We start from the raw sequence: 20,144 nt of genomic DNA, 5'->3' as shown, positions 1-20,144 counted from the left end.
GAATTTATATGAAGGAAGCATTGTTATATGAAGGTAAGGCGAAGAAGGTTTATCAAGCAAAAGATAGAACTGGCAAGTTAGTTTTAGCCTACAAGAATGATGCTACAGCGTTTAATGGTGAAAAAAAATCGAGTTTTTCTGGTAAGGGAAGACTAAATAATGAAATTTCCTCACGAATATTTTCTTTACTTCATGATAAGGGTGTGGAGACGCATTTTATTGAACGATTAACGGAGACAGAACAGTTGGTTCATCAAACAGAAATTATCCCATTAGAAGTAGTTGTTCGTAATGTTGCTGCAGGCAGCATTACGAAACGACTAGGGATAGAGGAAAAAACGACATTTGCTCGACCTCTTGTTGAATTGTTTTATAAGAACGACGAATTAAATGATCCATTAATCAATGATGAGCATGCCTTTATTTTATCAGATGTAACACGGACAGAGCTGCAAGAAATAAAAGAGAAGGTATTGAAAATTAATGAGGAACTAAGAAAGATATTTCGTGATATTCATATTACATTAGTGGATTTTAAAGTTGAGTTTGGAAGATTAGCGAGTGGCTGTATCGTCCTAGCTGATGAGATTTCTCCAGATACATGTCGCCTATGGGATATTACAACGCAGGAAAAGCTTGATAAGGATGTTTTTCGCCAAGGAACAGGCGATTTAATTGAGGTCTATGAAGAGATTTTACGACGACTGGAGGATAAACAATGAAAAACGTAAAGGTCCATATTACATTAAAGTCAGGGGTATTAGATCCTCAAGGAAAGGCTATACAGGAATCATTACATGCACTAGGATATCAAGAAATAGAAGAAGCTCGTGTTGGTAAAGTAATTGAATTACAGGTTCAAGATGAAGCAGATATCGAGGCACGCGTTACAGAAATGTGCGAAAAGTTGCTAGCTAATCCAGTTATTGAAGACTACCGATTTGAAGTGGAGGGGGCTGTTCAGTCGTGAATTTCGCTGTAATTATGTTTCCGGGTTCTAACTGTGATCATGATATGTATCATGCCGTTAAAGATGTACTTCAAGAAGAGGCAGATCTCGTTTGGTATGAAAATAGTGATCTAACAAACTATGATGCTATTCTACTTCCTGGTGGTTTTTCGTATGGCGATTATTTACGCTCAGGAGCTGTAGCTTCTACTTCCAATGTAATGAAGCAAATCAAAGAGCATGCTGCAAAAGGAAAACCTGTATTAGGAGTCTGTAATGGATTTCAAATATTAACAGAAGCTGGGTTATTACCAGGAGCATTACTTCGTAACAAAAAACTTTCCTTTATGTGCCATCAGGAGGAGCTACAGGTTGTTAACAATCGGACGCTATTCACTACAGAATATACGTCAGGGGAAGTAGTGCGCTTTCCGATTGCGCATGGAGAAGGAAATTACTTTTGTGATGACGCTACATTACAAGCAATGAAGGCGAATGGTCAAATTGTATTTACCTATCAAGATAATCCAAATGGTTCCGTCGCCGATATTGCTGGGATTAGTAACAAAGAAGGTAATGTATTAGGAATGATGCCACATCCGGAACGAGCTGTAGAAGCATTATTGGGTAGTGATGACGGCTTACGTTTATTCAAATCAATGGTGCTGAATTGGAGGGAATCCTATGTTGCAAACGCATGAAATTAGTCCAGAAGTGATTGAAAGCGACAAACTGTATAAAGAAATGGGATTAAGTGATGAAGAGTTCCAATTGGTTAAAACCATTTTAGGTCGACGCCCAAATTTTACAGAAACGGGCATATTTTCAGTAATGTGGTCAGAGCACTGTAGCTATAAAACATCGAAGCCATTACTAAAAAAGTTCCCGACAAAATCACCGCATGTATTACAAGGACCAGGTGAGGGGGCTGGAATCATCGATATTGGTGATAATCAGGCAGTCGTGTTTAAGATCGAAAGCCATAACCACCCTTCTGCAGTTGAACCATATCAAGGAGCTGCGACAGGTGTCGGTGGAATTATTCGTGATGTTTTTTCCATGGGAGCACGTCCAATTGCTTTATTAAATTCATTACGTTTTGGGAATCTGACTTCGGAACGCGTAAAGTATTTATTCTCCGAAGTAGTGAATGGCATCGCTGGGTATGGGAATTGTGTCGGTGTTCCAACGGTTGGTGGAGAAGTTCAATTTGATACAAGCTATGAGGACAATCCGCTCGTTAATGCAATGTGTGTAGGATTAATTAATCATGATGATATCCAAAAGGGAATAGCAAAAGGGATTGGTAATACAGTATTGTACGCCGGCGCTCCAACAGGTCGAGATGGTATTCACGGTGCCACTTTTGCTTCAGACGATTTAGGAGAAGATGCAGCAAAGGATCGTCCTGCGGTACAAGTTGGGGATCCATTTATGGAAAAATTATTAATAGAAGCTTGCTTAGAAGTCATTCATTCAGATGCACTTATTGGAATGCAGGACATGGGCGCAGCTGGTTTAACTTCTTCTGCGAGTGAAATGGCAAGTAAGGCTGGAACAGGATTAGAAATGAACTTGGATTTAGTTCCGCAGCGAGAACAGCATATGTCAGCATATGAGTTAATGCTATCTGAATCACAGGAGCGTATGCTACTAGTGGTTAAACAGGGACGTGAACAGGAAATTATCGAAGTATTCCAAAAATACGGATTGCAGGCAGTGGCTGTTGGAAAGGTAATAGAGGAAAAAATATTTCGTATTAAGCAGCACGGAGAAGTGATGGCAGACATTCCAGTGGATGCGCTTGCAGAGGAAGCCCCGGTCTACCATTTACCAGCAAAAGAAGCTAGCTACTATCAAGCATTTCAACAAATGGAAAATGTGATACCATCGATAGAAAACCATGCAGAAGTGCTGAGAAAACTATTACAGCAGCCAACAATTGCATCAAAAGAATGGGTATATGACCAGTATGATTCCATGGTTCAAACAAATACGGTTGTCACTCCAGGATCAGATGCTGCTGTTATTCGGATCAAAGGAACAAAAAAAGCATTGGCGATGACGACAGACTGTAATTCCCGTTATATTTATTTAGACCCAGAAGTGGGTGGGAAGATTGCAGTAGCAGAAGCTGCTCGAAATATTGTTTGTTCTGGTGCCAAACCCTTAGGTCTTACAGATGGGTTGAATTTTGGCAACCCAACAAACCCGGAAGTATTCTGGCAAATGGAGAAGAGTGTGGAAGGTATGAGCGAGGCTTGTCGTATCTTGCATACCCCAGTAATTAGTGGAAATGTATCGCTATATAATCAGTCCAAAGGAAAGGCTGTTTTTCCAACGCCGGTTGTCGGTATGGTCGGCTTACACGAATCTTTAGAGGATATTACGCCAAGTCATTTCCAGTCACCTGGGGACACGATTTATATGATTGGCGAAACGGATATTGCCTTCGGTGGTAGTGAACTTCAACAGCTTGTTAAAGGAACATATGAAGGAAAAGCTCCAGCCATTGACTTACAGGTGGAGGCAAGAAGACAGGAGCAATTATTAACAGCAATTCAAGAAGGGGTCATTGTATCCGCACACGATTTGACAGAAGGTGGTTTAGCTGTCGGTTTAGCTGAAAGTCTATTTAATAATACCTTTTTAGGTGCTGATATTGAGTTGACAGGGGATGCCACCGTTGCATTATTTAGTGAAACACAGTCACGCTTTATCGTGACGGTCAAGGAAGAAAATAAAGCAAGATTTCTAGACTTGGTTGAGGATGCACGAGCCATCGGTATGGTAACAGATAAGCAAACATTATCTATTTCTGTGAATGAAAAGAACGTTATAGAAGAGGAAATTCATCAATTACGAGATTTATGGAAGGGAGCTATTCCATGCTTGCTGAAATCAAAGGCATAAATGAGGAATGTGGTGTATTCGGAATTTGGGGTCATGAAAAAGCAGCAGAGCTTACCTATTATGGTTTGCATTCGATGCAGCATCGTGGTCAGGAAGGTGCTGGCGTAGTAGTAAGTGATGGCAAGAACCTTAAGGCTCATAAAGAGATGGGGCTCGTAAACGATGTATTTAAACATGCTGATTTTTCCGCTTTATCTGGAAGCGTAGCAGTAGGACATGTTCGTTATTCCACGCAAGGTGGAAAAGTCCTTGAAAATGTGCAGCCCCTATTATTTCGTTCACAAACAGAAAGTATGGCGTTAGCACATAATGGGAATATCATGAATGCCTATAAGTTACGAGGAGAGCTGGAGGCAGAGGGAAGTATTTTGCAAACCTCTTCGGATTCCGAGGTTCTTGCTCATTTAATTAAACGAAGCGGCAATAAAATAACCGAGGAAACAATCTCGAAAGCACTTAATCAAGTAGTTGGTGCATATGCCTATATTATTTTAAAGGAAGACAAAATGTTTGTAGCTTTAGATCCGACAGGTATTCGCCCGTTATCTATCGGAAGATTAGGTGATGCCTATGTTGTTGCTTCTGAAACCTGTGCATTTGGGCAAATAGGGGCTACATTTGAGCGGGAAGTGTTACCTGGCGAATTAATAACAATTAGCAATGATGGGTTATCATCTATAAGATTTGCTATGCGCCAGCAACGTAAGATGTGTGCAATGGAGTATGTTTATCTTTCCAGACCAGATAGTGATGTTAATCATGTCAATGTCCATGCTTCTCGTAAAAACATGGGAATGGAACTGGCTAAAGAGTCGCCGGTAGAAGCAGATATTGTCGTAGGTGTGCCGGACTCTAGTATTTCTGCCGCAATTGGTTATGCAGAGGAGAGCGGGCTGCCCTATGAAATGGGGATTATTAAGAATCGCTATGTTGGTAGAACATTTATTCAACCATCACAGGAACTGAGAGAGCAAGGGGTAAAAATGAAGCTTTCGCCGGTTCGCAGCATTATTGAAGGAAAGCGGGTAATTATGATTGATGATTCGATAGTTAGGGGGACCACTAGTAAACGAATTGTGCAAATGTTGAAACAAGCTGGTGCTAAAGAGGTTCATGTACGAATCGCTTCCCCGTCGATTCAAAACCCTTGCTATTACGGTATTGATATGTCGACGAGAGCTGAGCTAATTGCAGCCAATCATTCTGTTCCTGAAATTAGCAATATAATCGGCGCAGATAGTGTTGCTTATTTATCAGAAGCGGGATTAGAAAAAGCAGTTCTTAAGGATAAAACGATCCATCAAGGAATTTGTACCGCATGTATGACAGGAAAATATCCAGTTAAAGAAGAAGGGGAAAAAGAAATTGCCTATACCAGTTGTTAACTTAAACCATAGAGGAAGTGGCGTTCATGTCAGAAGTATATAAAGATGCAGGGGTAGATGTAGAAAAGGGCTATGAAGCCGTAGAAAGAATGAAAAAACATATTCAACGTACGACTCGCCCCGAGGTACTTGGTGGTATTGGTTCGTTTGGGGGTTTGTTTGACCTTACTTCTTTTGCTTACGAGGAGCCAGTTTTAGTATCAGGTACAGATGGTGTTGGAACAAAGCTAAAGCTAGCATTTGAATTAAATAAGCATGATTCTGTAGGAATAGATCTTGTCGCTATGTGTGTAAATGATATTATTGCTCAGGGTGCAAAGCCGTTATTTTTTCTTGACTATATTGCTTGTGGCAAAAACGAACCAGTTCAGATGGAACAAATAGTATCGGGGATTGCCGAAGGCTGTGTTCAGGCGAATGCTTCCTTAATTGGCGGTGAGACTGCTGAAATGCCTGGGATGTATCAAGATGGTGAGTATGACTTGGCGGGATTTGCTGTTGGTATTGCTGAAAAGTCTAAGCTCGTAACTGGAGAAGCAATTCAAGCAGATGATGTCATCATAGGTCTTCCCTCTAGCGGCATTCATTCGAATGGCTACTCATTAGTCCGTAAGCTTGTAGCCGATCTTGATTTTCATAACACCTACGGGTTGAGTTGCTCCCTAGGAGAATCATTACTGACACCAACGAGGATTTATGCTACATCAATGAAAAACGTGCTAGATTCTGGAAAGATAAAGGGGATTTCTCATATAACGGGCGGTGGTTTCTATGAAAACCTCCCACGTATGCTACCGACTGGTTTAGGTGCAGAGATAGACCGTAACACTTGGGAGCCGCCAGAAATCTTCCCATTTTTACAAGCGCAAGGGAAGATCAACGAAGAAGACATGTACGGGATATTTAATATGGGAATAGGTATGGCTATTGTTGTTGCAGCAGAGAATGTCCGTGATGTGCTCCGTTTATTGGAAATACAAGGAGAACTACCAACAGTGATTGGAAAAGTTATTCCGGAAGAAGGAGTGCATTTTTGTTCATGAGCCGTATTAAAGTAGCTGTATTTGCATCAGGTACAGGTAGTAATTTTCAAGCATTAATGGAGACAAAAAGCTTAGCCTGTGACATTGTACTTCTCGTTTGCGATAAGCATGATGCTCCAGTCATACAGAAGGCAAAGGCGAATGGAGTTGCGACATTCATTTTTGACCCAAAATCCTATTCTTCGAAGCAGGCATATGAGCAAGAAATTACGGATAGGCTAAAGGCGGCTTCTGTTAGTTGGGTATTTCTAGCTGGCTATATGCGAATTGTTGGTTCTGAGCTGCTCACTGCTTATCGTGGCAAAATCGTTAATATACATCCATCGTTATTGCCGGCATTTCCAGGTAAGGATGCTATCAAGCAAGCGTTTGAAGCTGGCGTAACAAAAACAGGGGTAACGGTTCATTTTGTTGATGAAGGCATTGATACAGGACCAATGATTCAACAGCAGGAAGTATATATCGATGCTGCAGCTACATTAGAGGAGTTAGAAGAACGTATTCATCAGGTGGAACATCAATTATATCCACAGGTCATTAATCAACTTTTACAGAATGAGGGGTAATTATGAAAAAACGTGCATTAATCAGTGTATCGAATAAAGAAGGCATTATTGAATTTGCTAAAGGACTTCATGAAGCTGGAGTAGAAACCGTTTCTACAGGTGGGACACTTCAAGCTTTACAAGAGGCAGGCGTGCCAACAATTGCTGTAGAGCAGATTACTGGCTTCCCTGAAATATTAAATGGACGTGTTAAAACATTGCATCCGTTTATCCATGGAGGATTACTGGCAAAACGAGATAATGAAGAGCATCAAAACCAGCTGGAAGAAAACGAGATTTCTCCAATAGATTACGTCATTGTTAATCTGTATCCATTTAAACAAACATTAGAAAAACAAGGCGTAACCAAGGAAGAGATCATTGAAAATATCGATATCGGTGGTCCTACCATGCTAAGATCCGCTGCTAAAAATTATAAGGATGTGGCGGTAGTTGTTGATCCAAGTGATTATAATCAAGTATTACAGGCCATTAAACAGGATACGTTGACGGTTGACCAAAGGCAACAATTGGCTGCAAAGGTTTTCCGACATACAGCAAATTATGATGCACTTATTGCGCGTTATTTTACAGAAGAAACAGGTGAGGATTTTCCAGAAACCTATACGATTACGTATGAAAAGGCTCAGACGCTTCGTTATGGGGAAAATCCACATCAATCCGCTGCATTTTATAAACGATCGATTCCTGTTAAGGGAAGTTTAGCAACCGCAGAACAGCTTCATGGCAAGGAATTATCTTATAATAATATTCAAGATGCGAATGCCGCATTAGAAATACTTGCAGAATATACGGAACCAGCGGCAGTAGCTGTAAAACATATGAACCCCTGTGGAATAGGAGTAGCTCATACGATTGATACTGCCTTTCAACGTGCATACGACGCAGATCCAATCTCCATTTTTGGAGGAATCGTGGCATGTAACCAAGTCATCGATCAACTTACAGCAGAAAAGCTAAGCAAAATTTTCTTAGAAATTGTAATTGCTCCAGGATATACAGAGGAAGCACTTGCTTTATTAACCGTGAAAAAAAATATCCGATTGCTAAAACTCCATGTGGAGCCAGCGGAGGAAGTAGGTCATACATTTACATCTGTAAACGGTGGCATGCTTATCCAAACGAAGGATAACGGTCGTATTAATCCGGATGAACTAACGATTGCTACTACTCGTGAACCGACAGAGAAGGAGCTGGCAGACTTATTATTTGCTTGGAAGGCTGTTAAGCATGTGAAATCGAATGCGATTGTTTTAGCGAAGGAAAAACGAACAGTGGGAGTTGGAGCTGGTCAAATGAATCGAATTGGTGCAGCCAGCATTGCTATCGAACAGGCTGCTGAACATGCGCAAGGTGCAGTGATGGCTTCAGATGCATTCTTTCCAATGCCGGATACGGTGGAGGCTGCAGCAAAAGCTGGAATAACTGCAATTATTCAACCTGGTGGTTCTAAGCGTGATCAGGACTCCATTGATGTGTGTAATGAGTACGGTATTGCAATGGTATATACAGGGATGCGCCATTTTAAACATTAAATGGAAGGGGATATTTCATGAAGATTTTAGTAGTTGGTCGAGGTGGACGTGAACATAGCATCATTATGAAAGTGGCTGAAAGTGAACGTGTTTCCGCGATTTATGCAGCCCCTGGAAACGGTGGGATTGCTGAGCAAGCAACGTGTATACCAATTGATGAGTTAGATATAGATGGACTTCTAGCATTTGCAAAAGAGGAAGCGATTGATTTAACAATCATTGGACCAGAAAATCCATTGAATGCGGGAATTGCTAACAAATTTAATGAAGCTGGTTTAGCTATTTTTGCACCGACGAAAGAAGCGGCATTATTAGAGGGAAGTAAGCAATTTGCAAAACAATTTATGCAAGCATACGACATACCAACTGCTGCCTATCAGTCCTTTACATCTGTTGAACAAGCAAAAGCCTATATCGCAGAAAAGGGAGCGCCAATTGTTATAAAGGCAGACGGCTTGGCTGCAGGGAAAGGCGTTATTGTTGCCGAAACAAAGGAGCAAGCGTTTACTGCTGTAGAAGAGATGCTTGTAGAAAAAACCTTTGATGAGGCGGGATCTACCATTGTGATAGAGGAGTTTCTTCAAGGGGAAGAATTTTCCCTAATGGCGTTTGTCCATGAAAATCAGGTATATCCAATGGTACCTGCAAGAGATCATAAGCGGGCATATGATCAGGATCACGGCCCAAATACAGGGGGGATGGGGGCTTTTTCACCAGTACCAGACCTCACTCAAGCAGATATTGATTTTTCATATACGCATATTTTACAGAAAACAGTGGACGGTTTAATAGAAGAAGGTAGAGCCTTTACGGGAATTCTTTATGCGGGTTTAATGAATACAGAAGATGGACCTAAAGTAATTGAGTTTAATACCCGGTTTGGTGATCCGGAAACACAGGTTGTACTACCATTATTAAAAAATGATCTTGTTCAAGTAGTTCTCGATGTCCTAGCAGGTAGAAACCCAGAGCTTCAATGGCATAACAAAGCTTGCGTTGGAGTTGTTTTAGCCTCTGAAGGATATCCAGGTGCTTACCAAAAAGGGGTTGAATTACCTACGCTGCATACAGAACGTGCTTTTATCGCTCATGCAGGGACAAAACAAGCAGACGGCGTGTTTGTCTCGGATGGAGGGCGTGTGCTGTTGGCTGGATCAACTGCAGCCTCGATAGAAGAAGCAGCGAGAAATGCATATACCGCATTTGCTAGCGTAAAGAAGGATGGTGGATTCTTTTATCGAACCGATATTGCAAAAATTGAAATGAAGCAAGCATAAAAACGGTACTTCCCTATATTTTTGGAGAGTATTCAGCTAGTGGATAGAAATATTGTTTGTTAAACAGCTACTCAATTGTTAGATCAAACAATAGAGGAAACCAATATGGGTAAAGTGTGGGATTGTCTGCCAGTAAATGTCCGATAGGTTTAAAGGCCTTTAGGTCATATCCGTGGTACTAAATTGGGGGATAAACAACCCCCAAACGGATTGAAGTTTCATTTTATATGACAGATGATAATATTAGGAAAACCAGCTACTCTCCTTATAGGATGGTAGCTGTTTTTTTATAGTCAGGGAAATTAAGGAAATTATAAAATTTGCCCATCTTGATAAATCTGGACGTGTGGACCCACCGTCCAGCGCCCAGAAACAAGGCGACTTCACGAATCGCCCTAATCAAAGCCATTATGGCTCCGAACCACATCGAGATTCCTTTATCTCCGTTGACTCGATCCAGTCGCTACGCTTCTAATCGGGCGCTTGCACTTTTGCTCTTGAATCCCCTTTTATCTTGGAAGGGCATGCAAGGATGCTTTTATATATGACTTACCATGAAATATTTAGTGATTATAAAAAGGTGGAACAATGAGCAATCTGAAGCAAATTAATAGTAATTGTGTTTTATGATAGCACGTGTAAAATATAAAGAAAGATAAATTGGTTTAAGGGTAATGCTAGAAGAAAAGTGGTGAATCTGACATGAACGATGCCTCAATTGTCGTTGCAGACGACGAAAAAGAGATAGCTGATTTATTAGCTATTCATTTAGAGAAGGAAGGATATAAAGTCCATAAAGTTTATAACGGAAAAGAAGCTATGAAAGTGATTGATCAGCAATCTATCGATTTAGTGATTCTAGATATTATGATGCCAGAAATGGATGGGTATGAAGTAACAAGGCTGATAAGAGAGAAACATAATATGCCTATTATTTTTTTGAGTGCCAAGACCTCTGAATTCGATAAAGTGCAGGGGCTTGTTATTGGTGGTGACGACTATATGATTAAACCATTCTCCCCAATGGAGCTTATGGCACGCGTTCAAGCACAGTTAAGAAGATACAAAAAATTAAATGAAACCAAATTAATGTCAACAGCCAATATGGAGTTTGGTGAACTAACTATTTCTAAGGAAGAGCATGTAGTTTATCTATTAAATGAAAAAGTTGAATTAACCCGTAAAGAATTTGAGATTCTATATTTATTAGCAAAGCATCCGAGAAAGGTTTATAGTGTTGACAAGATTATGCAAATCGTTTGGGGAGATACCTATTATGATGGTGCGAATACAGTGATGGTTCATATAAGAACATTACGAAAAAAGTTAAAAGAAGATAAAAGAAAGAATAAGTTTATAAAAACGGTATGGGGGGTTGGCTACACATTTGATGGTTAAATGGTTGAGAAGTTTTCGCGCAAAAATAATTGGTATGTTTGCTTTAAGTAGTTTATTATCAGGTCTTTTAACATATCTCATTATCATGCTTGCGAAGCAGTATTATTCTACAGTTGATTATGGTAGCACTGGGCATGCTATTCGTGAATTTATTCGAACGATTGGTGATGTATATGTCTTTCTTTTCATATTCATTGTGTTTTCCTTTTTGTTTTTCTATATGTTAATGAAGCCATATACAACGTATTTCAATAAAATCTCAAAAGGTATTCGGCAATTAGCTCAAGGTGATTTTGATTACCAGGTCAAGCTATCGTCTAAAGATGAATTTAATGATATAGCAAACGATATTAATCGGACTAGTGCTAGACTGAAAGAAGCAATTGAAAAGGGGGAGTTCTTAGAAAGTAGTAAGGATCATTTAATTGTGAATTTAGCACATGATCTACGAACACCGCTCACCTCTGTTTTAGGATATATAGAAATTATCTTAAAGGATAAAACACTTGGTGAAGAAGAAAAGATGCATTTCTTAAAAATTGCATTTAATAAATCGCAACGCTTAGAGAGACTGTTAGATGAATTATTTGAGATAACAAAAATGAATGACCATATGTATTCTATTGAAAAAACAAAAATTAATATATCTGCTTTACTTTATCAATTAGCAGAAGAAATGTATCCAATTTTTGAAAAAAGTTCTCTACATTTACGACAGGATATCCAATCTAATTTGATGACTTTAGGGGATGGTGATTTACTAGCTCGTGTATTTGAAAATTTACTAACAAATGCCAATCGGTATGGGTCCGATGGGGAATTTATTGATATTCGTGCTTTTCAAGAAAATCAGGAAGCTATTATCCAAGTTATTAATTATGGAAGTATCATAGCAGATGAAGATTTACCACATATATTTGATATGTTTTATACAGGAGATAAATCACGAACGATGCAAAAAAATAAAAGCGGACTGGGCTTATTTATAGCAAAGAATATAATAGAGCAACATAACGGCACAATCACTGCAAAGAGTAATTTGAAGCAAACCGTATTTGAAGTTCGTCTTACTAGCAGTGATGATGAGTAAGAAACAGAATTAGTTAAGAAATATTTAAGATTTTACCCACTTTTTTATTAAAGATATTTTCCTAAGATGTGTATAGAGAGAAGAAATCAAGGAGGGAAAGTTCTACATGAAGAAGTGGTTTTTCATATTGTTGTTTTTATCTATTGTAATAGGCATGGTATATATTACCCCTGTATCCGTATTAAATGAAGATAAACCAAATATGGTTCCAAAGGAAAATATCAATTTGGAACAATTTGATTTACAAGAAAAAGAAATAAATAAGGAAGAAATGTATCAGGGTGAATTATTATTAGTTAATGATGAATTTCCTGTAAAGGAACGATATATTAAAAAAGATATGATCCAATTAATTAACCATCGAGAATTAATCGCAAATTATGGATTGCTCCATCAAGATCTACGTTTATCCGAAAAAGTAGCTAGAAAATTCTCGGACATGGTTGAAGCTGCCCAAAAGGATAATGTGCATAACTTTTTATTAAGTAGTGCTTTTAGAGACCAAGAGGAACAAAAAGTGTTATACGAGGAAAAGGGAAAAGATTATGCTTTACCACCAGGTTATAGTGAGCATAATTTAGGATTGGCTCTAGATGTTGGATCTACGAAGGAAAGTATTAAATATGCAGCGGAGGGAGCTTGGATACAAAAAAACGCTTGGAAATTTGGGTTTGTACTTCGCTATCCTAAAGCTAAAGTGCATATTACAGGTATTGAATATGAGCCATGGCATTTACGTTATGTTGGTCTACCTCATAGTGCAATTATGTATGAAAAGAATCTCGTATTGGAAGAGTATTTAACTTATTTAAAGAAAGAAAAGCAAATAGCAACAACATACCAAGGGGAGAAATTCCTAATTTGCTTCTTTCCTGTTTCAGAAGACCATCCAAAAATATTGGTACCAGCCGATAGTGAATATACTATCTCAGGTAATAATATGGATGGAGTAATTGTGACAATAAAGCAGAATATGGATAGCGGTACTCAAATATAGCAGAATGGATAGAGATAAATTTGATACAATGGCTAAATCTAGTGTTGGTTTAGTCTTTTTAATATCCTGAAAGAATCAGTTAAACTCGAATTATCCCGCATATAACTATTAATGAAGAATCCCTACTGAAAATTTATCTATTACTGTTTACTGTGATCGTTACCTAGAGTTAGTAACACTTGAAAAGTGCCATTCCTGTCTTCACAAAAATTTCACTTTAGTTTACAAAAACATTACAGTGAGAAAGCAAAAAATATGGTAAAATAAAGGAAAATATCGGCTTAGATCTTTTTTATCCGCAGTAAGCCTCCCACTTTATTCAAGTAAGCTAGAGGTTTGTAAGTCATGAGTTCACTTATGCTTCCCTGCCGAACAGGGTTTAGCTAAGCAACTACGAAGGGATTTGGTTGTTACGGATAAAGTTAGCTGTTAACAGTATTTATATCTTTACAGAAGGTATACGGTTAGGAAATGAAAAAGAAATATTAAGATGGAGAGAGTTGTTTAACCATGCAAAATAACGGATATCACTGGAGAAATAGAGAAATTAGGCAACATGTTCGAGTGATTGATGAAGCGTCGTCACCGACATTAGTTTTAACAAATTGCACGTATTTAAATGCGTATACAAAACAATGGTTACAAGCGAACATTTGGATCGATGAGGATCGGATCGTATATGTTGGAGACAAAACTCCTAAAAATATGAACCGTACGGAAGTTTATGACTGTCAGGGAAAGTATGCAGTGCCAGGTTATATCGAGCCACACGCACATCCATTCCAACTGTATAATCCAGAACAATTGGCAAAACATGCTGGAAGGACTGGTACAACGACATTAGTAAATGATAACCTGTTATGGCTTTTTTTGTTGCAAAAAAAGAAAGCGTTTTCTATATTGGATGAATTTCGTAAGCTACCTGTGTCAATGTATTGGTGGGCAAGGTTTGACGCTCAAACTGAAATGCAGCAGCAAGATGATATCTTTCGTACGGAAGACGTCTTAGAATGGATTAAGCATCCAGCCGTTTTACAGGGTGGCGAATTAACCGCATGGCCAGAACTATTAGCTGGGGATGATCGGCTACTTTACTGGATACAAGAGACGAAGCGACATGGAAAGCCGGTTGAAGGGCATTTTCCGGGTGCGTCTGAACGGACATTAACGAAAATGAAATTATTAGGAATTAATGCAGACCATGAATCGATGACAGGAGAAGAAGTAATCCGGCGTTTACAGCTAGGGTATCAAGTTGGTTTACGCTACTCCTCCATTCGACCAGACTTGCCAAGGATACTAGCAGAGCTGATTGCGCTTGACCTAAAGTCATTTGATCATTTAACGATGACAACGGATGGAGCTACACCTGGATTTTATGAAGATGGCTTAATGAATGTCTGTATTGATATTGCTATCAAAAAAGGTATTCCATTGGAGGAGGCATATCTGATGGGGAGCTTTAACGCTGCTAAGCATCTTCGCATGGAAGAACAATTGGGAAGTATTGCGCCTGGTCGGCTTGCTCATATTAATATCTTATATGCAAAGGATAATCCGCATCCAGAAAGTGTCCTTGCTAAAGGAAAATGGATTGTAAAAAATGGAGCGGAAGAAACCGTTCACCAAAAAATTGATTGGCAAGCATACGGACTTAAACCGTTGAATTTAGATTGGGAACTAGGAAAAAATGAACTGCAATTTTCCGTTCCAATTGGTTTAGAAATGGTGAATGATGTCATTATGAAGCCTTATCCAATTGAAATCGATATAACGGTCGATAGACTTCCTGAGCAAACAAATGAGGCCTTTTTATTAATGCTGGACAGAAAAGGAAAGTGGCGAGTTAATACAACATTACGCGGATTTACTAGTAAATTAGGTGCACTTGCCAGCTCGTATTCAACAACTGGAGACTTTGTGTTCATTGGTAAGGATAAACAAGATATTATACTTGCGGGGAAACGGATAAAAGAAATGGGTGGAGGTATTGTCCTCGTCCATCAAGGGAAGATCCTTTTAGAAATTCCGCTTTCTCTAAGTGGTATGATGTTTGATGGAGATATGAAAGAGCTTATTGAAAAGGAGAAAGAATTAAAGGATTATTTACAGGATTTTGGCTATCCATTTCAAGATCCGGTATATTCCATCTTCTTTCTTGCGTCAACACATCTACCTTATATACGAATTACACAACAAGGAATTATCGATGTGAAGAAAAAAGAAGTTCTATTCCCGGCAACGATGTGTTAGCGTATAATATAATACTATACTAACTTTTCAAAGGTGTTGTGGAATATGAAAAAATTATTATGTATCGTTTTTCTAGCTTTTATATTTCTTGCAGCGTGTAATGATGAAAAGGAAGCTCGTGATAATGAATCGAAGGATTCTGGCTTGGAACAGAAGTCCGATTCGTTCCAAGTCCCGGAAGAATATGAAAATATGTATCCACTAACAGGAATAGGTACAGATGAAGTCGTTAATAATAGAATGGTAGGTGTAATGGTTAATAATCACACAAAAGCTAGACCACAGACAGGATTATCGAAAGCAGATATCGTATTTGAAATGCTAGCAGAAGGTAAAATTACTCGGTTTTTAGCACTCTTCCAAAGTGAAATGCCAGATGTTGTAGGACCTGTACGAAGTGCGAGAGAATACTATTTCGAACTAGCAAATGATTATAATGCAATCTATGTTTATCATGGGGCTGCTGGATTTGTAAATGATAGGATAGAACAGCGGGGAATTGACCATTTGAATGGTTCGTTTTATGATAATGATGGTGTATTATTTAAACGTGAACCTTTTAGAAAGGCACCGCATAATTCGTATTTACAGCTTGGATCTGTCTATGAAAAAGCAGAAGCGAAAGGCTATGATACGAAAGCAACGTATGAGCCCTTGCCTTTCTTATCAGAAGGTGAGCAGGTAGCTGGTGAACCTGGTAACCATGTGAAAATTGTATATTCCGATACGCCTACGGAGATTGTTGAATTTGATTATAATAAACGTTCGCAAGCATATACAAGATACAGTGATCAGGAAAAGACAATAGAGTTAGAATCAGAGGAAGCTATTCAGGCTAGTAATGTATTTATAATAGAGACTCATCATGAAGTAATTGATGATGCTGGTCGTCGGGCTATCGATTTACAATCAGGTGGAGATGCTTATCTCTTGCAAAAAGGTGTAGTTCAAGAACTTCGCTGGGAAAATAGAAATGGAAGAATTGTTCCAATGAAAGACGGGAAAGAAGTTGCATTTGCTCCAGGAAAAACGTGGATTAATGTGATTCCGACCGAACCTGGTATAAAGAGAGCCGTAATGATATCAAATGAGTAATGGAAGCAGGAGGGCTTTGGTGTGCAAATAGATAAACTACGTGGGAAACAATTGGATCAATTATTTGATGCAATCCTTTCATTAAAAGACCGGGAAGAATGCTATCGTTTTTTTGATGATATTGCAACGATGTCAGAAATCCATTCTATTTCCCAACGATTACAAGTAGCAAAAATGCTAATGGATGGAAGTACGTATAATGCAATTGAACAGGAGACAAATGCATCAACTGCTACGATATCACGAGTAAGACGGTGCATTAATTTTGGAAGTGAAGGGTATCAATTAGTACTTGATCGCATCATAGGGGACAAAGACGATTAAACCAAAAACTAGAAATGTCATCATCGACATTTCTAGTTTTTGTTTTTGAACCTCTCGAGCTATGCCAAGGGTTCTGGGAAGCTTTAATGTGGGTCAAAAAACTTCTTGGTAAGATAACGCTGGTTTCCCGACCACTATATGTGCTCTAGGAAGCTGTCCTATGAAGATCAAGAATAGATTAGCACATACAGCAAGAAACGATGAAGTTAACTTTTTGCTTAACAGTTGATAATAAATCCACTTGTTTGCAGTGTACAGCGTTTTCGTTAAAATATATGGACTCACGCATGTTTTACGTAAAAAGATTATCCTTATCTCTAAATTCCTAGAATGTTTTTTGATATAATAAACTAATGGATTATAATGATGGAGGACTATTATTTTGGATAAAACAATGAATGCTTGGCAGCATATTTTTAAGCTTGATCCTGCCAAAGAAATCTCAGATGAACATTTAGAAATGGTTTGTGAGTCAGGGACAGATGCCATAATTGTAGGTGGGACAGATAACATAACATTAGATGGCGTGCTTGATCTACTCTCAAGAATACGTAGATATACAGTACCTTGTATTTTAGAGATTTCATCCATGGATGCAATAACTCCAGGCTTTGATTATTACTATATTCCTATGGTGCTTAATTCGAAGGAAAAAAAGTGGATGATGGATATTCAACATCAAGCTATTAAAGAATTTGTTGATATGCTTGAGTATAGTGAGCTATTATTTGAAGGATATTGTATATTGAATAAGGACGCAAAAGCTTTCATACATACGAACAGCTATTTACCGGATGAAGATGATGTGATTGCGTATGCTTATATGGCAGATAAGGTTTTTCACTTGCCTGTCTTTTATATGGAGTATAGTGGAACCTACGGGGACCCAGTGCTGGTCGAAAAAGTAAAAGCTCAATTGGAACATTCACTATTGTTTTACGGTGGTGGTATTGAAACAGTCCAACAGGCACGGGAAATGAAAGAACACGCGGATGTAATTATCGTTGGCAATCGTATATATACAGATATCAAGCAAGCATTAAAAACGGTAAAAGCGGTAAAAGATAGTTAATAGTTAGGCGGTGTAAAAATGAGTCAAACAAAAGATGACTTATTAAAAGGATTAAATAAACAGCAAAAAGAAGCTGTTACACATACAGACGGCCCTTTACTTATTATGGCCGGTGCAGGAAGTGGAAAGACAAGAGTATTAACCCATCGGATTGCTTACTTATTAGGAGAAAAGGACGTTTCTCCTCGTAATATTTTAGCAATTACATTTACGAATAAAGCTGCACGTGAGATGAAAGAACGCGTGCGTAAATTAGTTGGACCTGAGAGTGATCAAATGTGGGTTTCGACCTTTCACTCCATGTGTGTACGAATTTTACGAAGAGATATTGACCGAATTGGTTATAACAGTAACTTTACTATCTTGGACAGCAGTGACCAGTTGTCTGCGATTAAACAAATTTTAAAAAACCTTAATATGGATCCAAAGAAATTTGAGCCACGAGCAATGCTAGGACAAATTAGTGCTGCGAAAAATGAATTAGTTACTGCTGAAGAATTTAATAAAAAGGTAGGTAACTTCTTTGATCGTCAAGTAGGTCAAGTATATGAGGCTTATCAAAAGATGCTACAAAAAAATCAATCTCTGGACTTCGATGATTTAATTATGCAGACGATACATCTTTTTCAACGAGTACCAGAGGTATTGGAATATTATCAAAGGAGATTTCAATACATTCATGTTGATGAGTATCAAGATACAAACCATGCACAATATGCACTTGTGAAACAACTTGCAAGCAGGTATCAAAACCTTTGTGTTGTTGGTGACTCGGATCAATCGATCTATCGTTGGCGGGGAGCTGATATTACCAATATCCTTACTTTTGAGAAGGATTATCCAACATCACGGACAATTTTGTTGGAGCAGAATTACCGATCAACGAAATCAATTTTACAAGCCGCTAATAAAGTTATCGAACGCAATAGTGGAAGAAAACCAAAGAAGCTGTGGACAGAAAATCCAGAAGGTAAAAATATTCATTACTTTCAAGGTGCTACAGAACAAGAAGAGGCATTGTTTGTAACTGAAAAGATTCAAGAATTAACGCGTAGTCAAGGATATTCACCAAGTGAAGTGGCAATACTGTACAGAACAAATGCACAGTCACGTGCGATTGAGGACACATTAGTGAAGTCAAATATTTCCTATCAAATGGTAGGTGGTACTAAGTTCTATGATCGTAAGGAAATTAAAGATATGGTAGCTTACCTTCGACTTATAGCTAATCCCGATGACGACCTTAGCTTTGAACGCGTTGTTAATGTTCCAAAAAGAGGAATCGGAAAAACATCCATTGATCGATTACGTGAATATGCAGCACTCCATGATATATCCTTTCATGAAGCAGTTAAAGAGGTTGATTTTACCGGTGTTTCGAAAAAGGCCGCAAATGCTCTAGCGGAATTTGGTAATCTTATTCGTACATTATCGCAGCAGCAAGAGTTTCTTACTGCAACCGATATGGTAGAAGCCGTTTTAGAACGGACAGGCTATGAAACAATGCTGAAAAATGAACGAACGATCGAGGCGCAAAGTCGCTTGGAAAACTTGGAAGAATTTATGACTGTAACAAAGGATTTTGAAGAAACCAGTGAGGACAAGACACTTGTTGCTTTTTTAACAGATCTGGCTTTAATTGCTGACATTGATCAAGTAGATGAAGAAGAGACAGAGGCAGAGGAAAAAATTACATTAATGACATTACACGCGGCCAAAGGACTAGAATTTCCGGTTGTCTTCTTAATCGGTTTAGAAGAAAATGTTTTCCCGCACAGTCGTTCGATGTTAGATGAAGAAGAAATGGAAGAAGAACGAAGACTAGCTTATGTAGGCATTACGAGAGCGGAGAAAGAGCTTTATATGACGCATGCTAAAATGCGTACACTTTTCGGCCGGACGAACATGAACCCCGTTAGTCGATTTATTAATGAAATTCCAGAAGAATTAATTGATGGAATGGAAGAAGCGAAAATGTCTATGTTTGGTGGAAGTATCGGACAGAAATCTAAGCCAGCTCCTGCACCTATGAAACGTAAAGCGGAGCGTATGCAAAAAACGACAGGTGCAGAAAATGAGACGTGGGGACCTGGTGAGAAGGCACACCATAAAAAATGGGGTGTTGGTACAGTTGTTAAAGTTCAAGGAGAAGGAGAGGCAATGGAGTTAGATATTGCTTTTCCAGCGCCAGTAGGTATAAAACGAGTCTTGGCTAAATTTGCGCCAATCACGAAGGAGTAAGGGAGG

General features: G+C 38.7%; 17 protein-coding genes. All 17 read left to right on the top strand.

The window, feature by feature from the left end:
* The first annotated feature begins 8 nt into the window (after nt 1-8).
* The 17 genes from purC to pcrA all read left to right on the top strand — a co-directional run bounded on the left by purC (nt 9) and on the right by pcrA (nt 20,138).
* Nucleotides 9-722 carry a phosphoribosylaminoimidazolesuccinocarboxamide synthase gene (gene purC / locus Q1A47_RS02420; RefSeq protein WP_026682852.1) on the top strand — a complete coding sequence of 238 codons (714 nt, stop codon included), beginning with the start codon at nt 9-11 and terminating at the stop codon, nt 720-722.
* Nucleotides 719-970: a phosphoribosylformylglycinamidine synthase subunit PurS gene (gene purS, locus Q1A47_RS02415; protein ID WP_026682851.1), complete on the top strand. Its 252-nt coding sequence runs from the start codon at nt 719-721 to the stop codon at nt 968-970. Before purC ends, purS begins: the two co-directional genes overlap by 4 nt.
* A complete protein-coding gene (gene purQ, locus Q1A47_RS02410; RefSeq protein WP_026682850.1) occupies nt 967-1,650 on the top strand; it encodes a phosphoribosylformylglycinamidine synthase subunit PurQ in 684 nt (227 codons plus the stop codon). Before purS ends, purQ begins: the two co-directional genes overlap by 4 nt.
* The gene (purL, locus tag Q1A47_RS02405) at nt 1,634-3,862 is read left to right on the top strand and encodes a phosphoribosylformylglycinamidine synthase subunit PurL (protein ID WP_166530072.1); all 2,229 of its coding nucleotides are present in this window, start codon (nt 1,634-1,636) and stop codon (nt 3,860-3,862) included. Before purQ ends, purL begins: the two co-directional genes overlap by 17 nt.
* A complete protein-coding gene (gene purF / locus Q1A47_RS02400) occupies nt 3,838-5,247 on the top strand; it encodes an amidophosphoribosyltransferase (RefSeq protein WP_121604626.1) in 1,410 nt (469 codons plus the stop codon). The genes purL and purF overlap by 25 nt, the downstream gene beginning before the upstream one ends.
* 26 nt (nt 5,248-5,273) lie before the next feature.
* On the top strand, nt 5,274-6,290 hold the full coding sequence (purM, locus tag Q1A47_RS02395) for a phosphoribosylformylglycinamidine cyclo-ligase (RefSeq protein ID WP_166530071.1): 1,017 nt from the start codon (nt 5,274-5,276) through the stop codon (nt 6,288-6,290).
* The gene (gene purN, locus Q1A47_RS02390; protein WP_026682846.1) at nt 6,287-6,856 is read left to right on the top strand and encodes a phosphoribosylglycinamide formyltransferase; all 570 of its coding nucleotides are present in this window, start codon (nt 6,287-6,289) and stop codon (nt 6,854-6,856) included. Before purM ends, purN begins: the two co-directional genes overlap by 4 nt.
* Nucleotides 6,857-6,858: 2 nt before the next feature.
* On the top strand, nt 6,859-8,391 hold the full coding sequence (gene purH, locus Q1A47_RS02385) for a bifunctional phosphoribosylaminoimidazolecarboxamide formyltransferase/IMP cyclohydrolase (RefSeq protein ID WP_166530070.1): 1,533 nt from the start codon (nt 6,859-6,861) through the stop codon (nt 8,389-8,391).
* A gap of 17 nt (nt 8,392-8,408) precedes the next feature.
* Nucleotides 8,409-9,668, top strand: coding sequence for a phosphoribosylamine--glycine ligase (gene purD, locus Q1A47_RS02380; protein ID WP_121604630.1), 1,260 nt, complete (start codon nt 8,409-8,411; stop codon nt 9,666-9,668).
* A 702-nt stretch (nt 9,669-10,370) separates the two neighbouring features.
* Nucleotides 10,371-11,066 (top strand): response regulator transcription factor, encoded by a 696-nt coding sequence (locus tag Q1A47_RS02375; protein ID WP_026682843.1) that lies wholly within the window; start codon nt 10,371-10,373, stop codon nt 11,064-11,066.
* The gene (locus Q1A47_RS02370; RefSeq protein ID WP_121604631.1) at nt 11,059-12,156 is read left to right on the top strand and encodes a sensor histidine kinase KdpD; all 1,098 of its coding nucleotides are present in this window, start codon (nt 11,059-11,061) and stop codon (nt 12,154-12,156) included. The genes Q1A47_RS02375 and Q1A47_RS02370 overlap by 8 nt, the downstream gene beginning before the upstream one ends.
* A gap of 106 nt (nt 12,157-12,262) precedes the next feature.
* A complete protein-coding gene (locus tag Q1A47_RS02365; RefSeq protein WP_121604632.1) occupies nt 12,263-13,153 on the top strand; it encodes a D-alanyl-D-alanine carboxypeptidase family protein in 891 nt (296 codons plus the stop codon).
* A 510-nt stretch (nt 13,154-13,663) separates the two neighbouring features.
* Nucleotides 13,664-15,406, top strand: a complete 1,743-nt coding sequence (locus Q1A47_RS02360; RefSeq protein ID WP_026682840.1) for an adenine deaminase C-terminal domain-containing protein — start codon at nt 13,664-13,666, stop codon at nt 15,404-15,406.
* A gap of 45 nt (nt 15,407-15,451) precedes the next feature.
* Complete coding sequence (locus tag Q1A47_RS02355; protein ID WP_166530069.1) at nt 15,452-16,501, top strand: DUF3048 domain-containing protein; 1,050 nt, start codon at nt 15,452-15,454, stop codon at nt 16,499-16,501.
* A gap of 21 nt (nt 16,502-16,522) precedes the next feature.
* Nucleotides 16,523-16,825 carry a YerC/YecD family TrpR-related protein gene (locus tag Q1A47_RS02350; RefSeq protein ID WP_026682838.1) on the top strand — a complete coding sequence of 101 codons (303 nt, stop codon included), beginning with the start codon at nt 16,523-16,525 and terminating at the stop codon, nt 16,823-16,825.
* Between the two features lie 394 nt (nt 16,826-17,219).
* A complete protein-coding gene (locus tag Q1A47_RS02345; RefSeq protein WP_034679724.1) occupies nt 17,220-17,897 on the top strand; it encodes a heptaprenylglyceryl phosphate synthase in 678 nt (225 codons plus the stop codon).
* A gap of 18 nt (nt 17,898-17,915) precedes the next feature.
* Entirely contained in the window at nt 17,916-20,138 is a 2,223-nt protein-coding gene (pcrA, locus tag Q1A47_RS02340; RefSeq protein ID WP_166530068.1) for a DNA helicase PcrA, read from the top strand.
* The last annotated feature ends 6 nt before the right edge of the window (nt 20,139-20,144 follow it).

It is taken from the genome of uncultured Virgibacillus sp. (assembly GCF_947495635.1).
GTDB lineage: Bacteria > Bacillota > Bacilli > Bacillales > Amphibacillaceae > Virgibacillus > Virgibacillus salarius.
The sequence above is the reverse complement of the archived record's forward strand: the minus strand, read 5'-3'. Positions and strand labels throughout refer to the sequence as shown.

Bases quoted from the DNA above. Each gene is read 5' to 3' on its own strand.
- purC (WP_026682852.1), top strand. From the start codon at position 9: ATGAAGGAAGCATTGTTATATGAAGGTAAGGCGAAGAAGGTTTATCAA.
- purS (WP_026682851.1), top strand. From the start codon at position 719: ATGAAAAACGTAAAGGTCCATATTACATTAAAGTCAGGGGTATTAGAT.
- purL (WP_166530072.1), top strand. From the start codon at position 1,634: ATGTTGCAAACGCATGAAATTAGTCCAGAAGTGATTGAAAGCGACAAA.
- purF (WP_121604626.1), top strand. From the start codon at position 3,838: ATGCTTGCTGAAATCAAAGGCATAAATGAGGAATGTGGTGTATTCGGA.
- purM (WP_166530071.1), top strand. From the start codon at position 5,274: ATGTCAGAAGTATATAAAGATGCAGGGGTAGATGTAGAAAAGGGCTAT.
- purN (WP_026682846.1), top strand. From the start codon at position 6,287: ATGAGCCGTATTAAAGTAGCTGTATTTGCATCAGGTACAGGTAGTAAT.
- purH (WP_166530070.1), top strand. From the start codon at position 6,859: ATGAAAAAACGTGCATTAATCAGTGTATCGAATAAAGAAGGCATTATT.
- purD (WP_121604630.1), top strand. From the start codon at position 8,409: ATGAAGATTTTAGTAGTTGGTCGAGGTGGACGTGAACATAGCATCATT.
- Q1A47_RS02375 (WP_026682843.1), top strand. From the start codon at position 10,371: ATGAACGATGCCTCAATTGTCGTTGCAGACGACGAAAAAGAGATAGCT.
- Q1A47_RS02370 (WP_121604631.1), top strand. From the start codon at position 11,059: ATGGTTAAATGGTTGAGAAGTTTTCGCGCAAAAATAATTGGTATGTTT.
- Q1A47_RS02365 (WP_121604632.1), top strand. From the start codon at position 12,263: ATGAAGAAGTGGTTTTTCATATTGTTGTTTTTATCTATTGTAATAGGC.
- Q1A47_RS02360 (WP_026682840.1), top strand. From the start codon at position 13,664: ATGCAAAATAACGGATATCACTGGAGAAATAGAGAAATTAGGCAACAT.
- Q1A47_RS02355 (WP_166530069.1), top strand. From the start codon at position 15,452: ATGAAAAAATTATTATGTATCGTTTTTCTAGCTTTTATATTTCTTGCA.
- Q1A47_RS02345 (WP_034679724.1), top strand. From the start codon at position 17,220: ATGAATGCTTGGCAGCATATTTTTAAGCTTGATCCTGCCAAAGAAATC.
- pcrA (WP_166530068.1), top strand. From the start codon at position 17,916: ATGAGTCAAACAAAAGATGACTTATTAAAAGGATTAAATAAACAGCAA.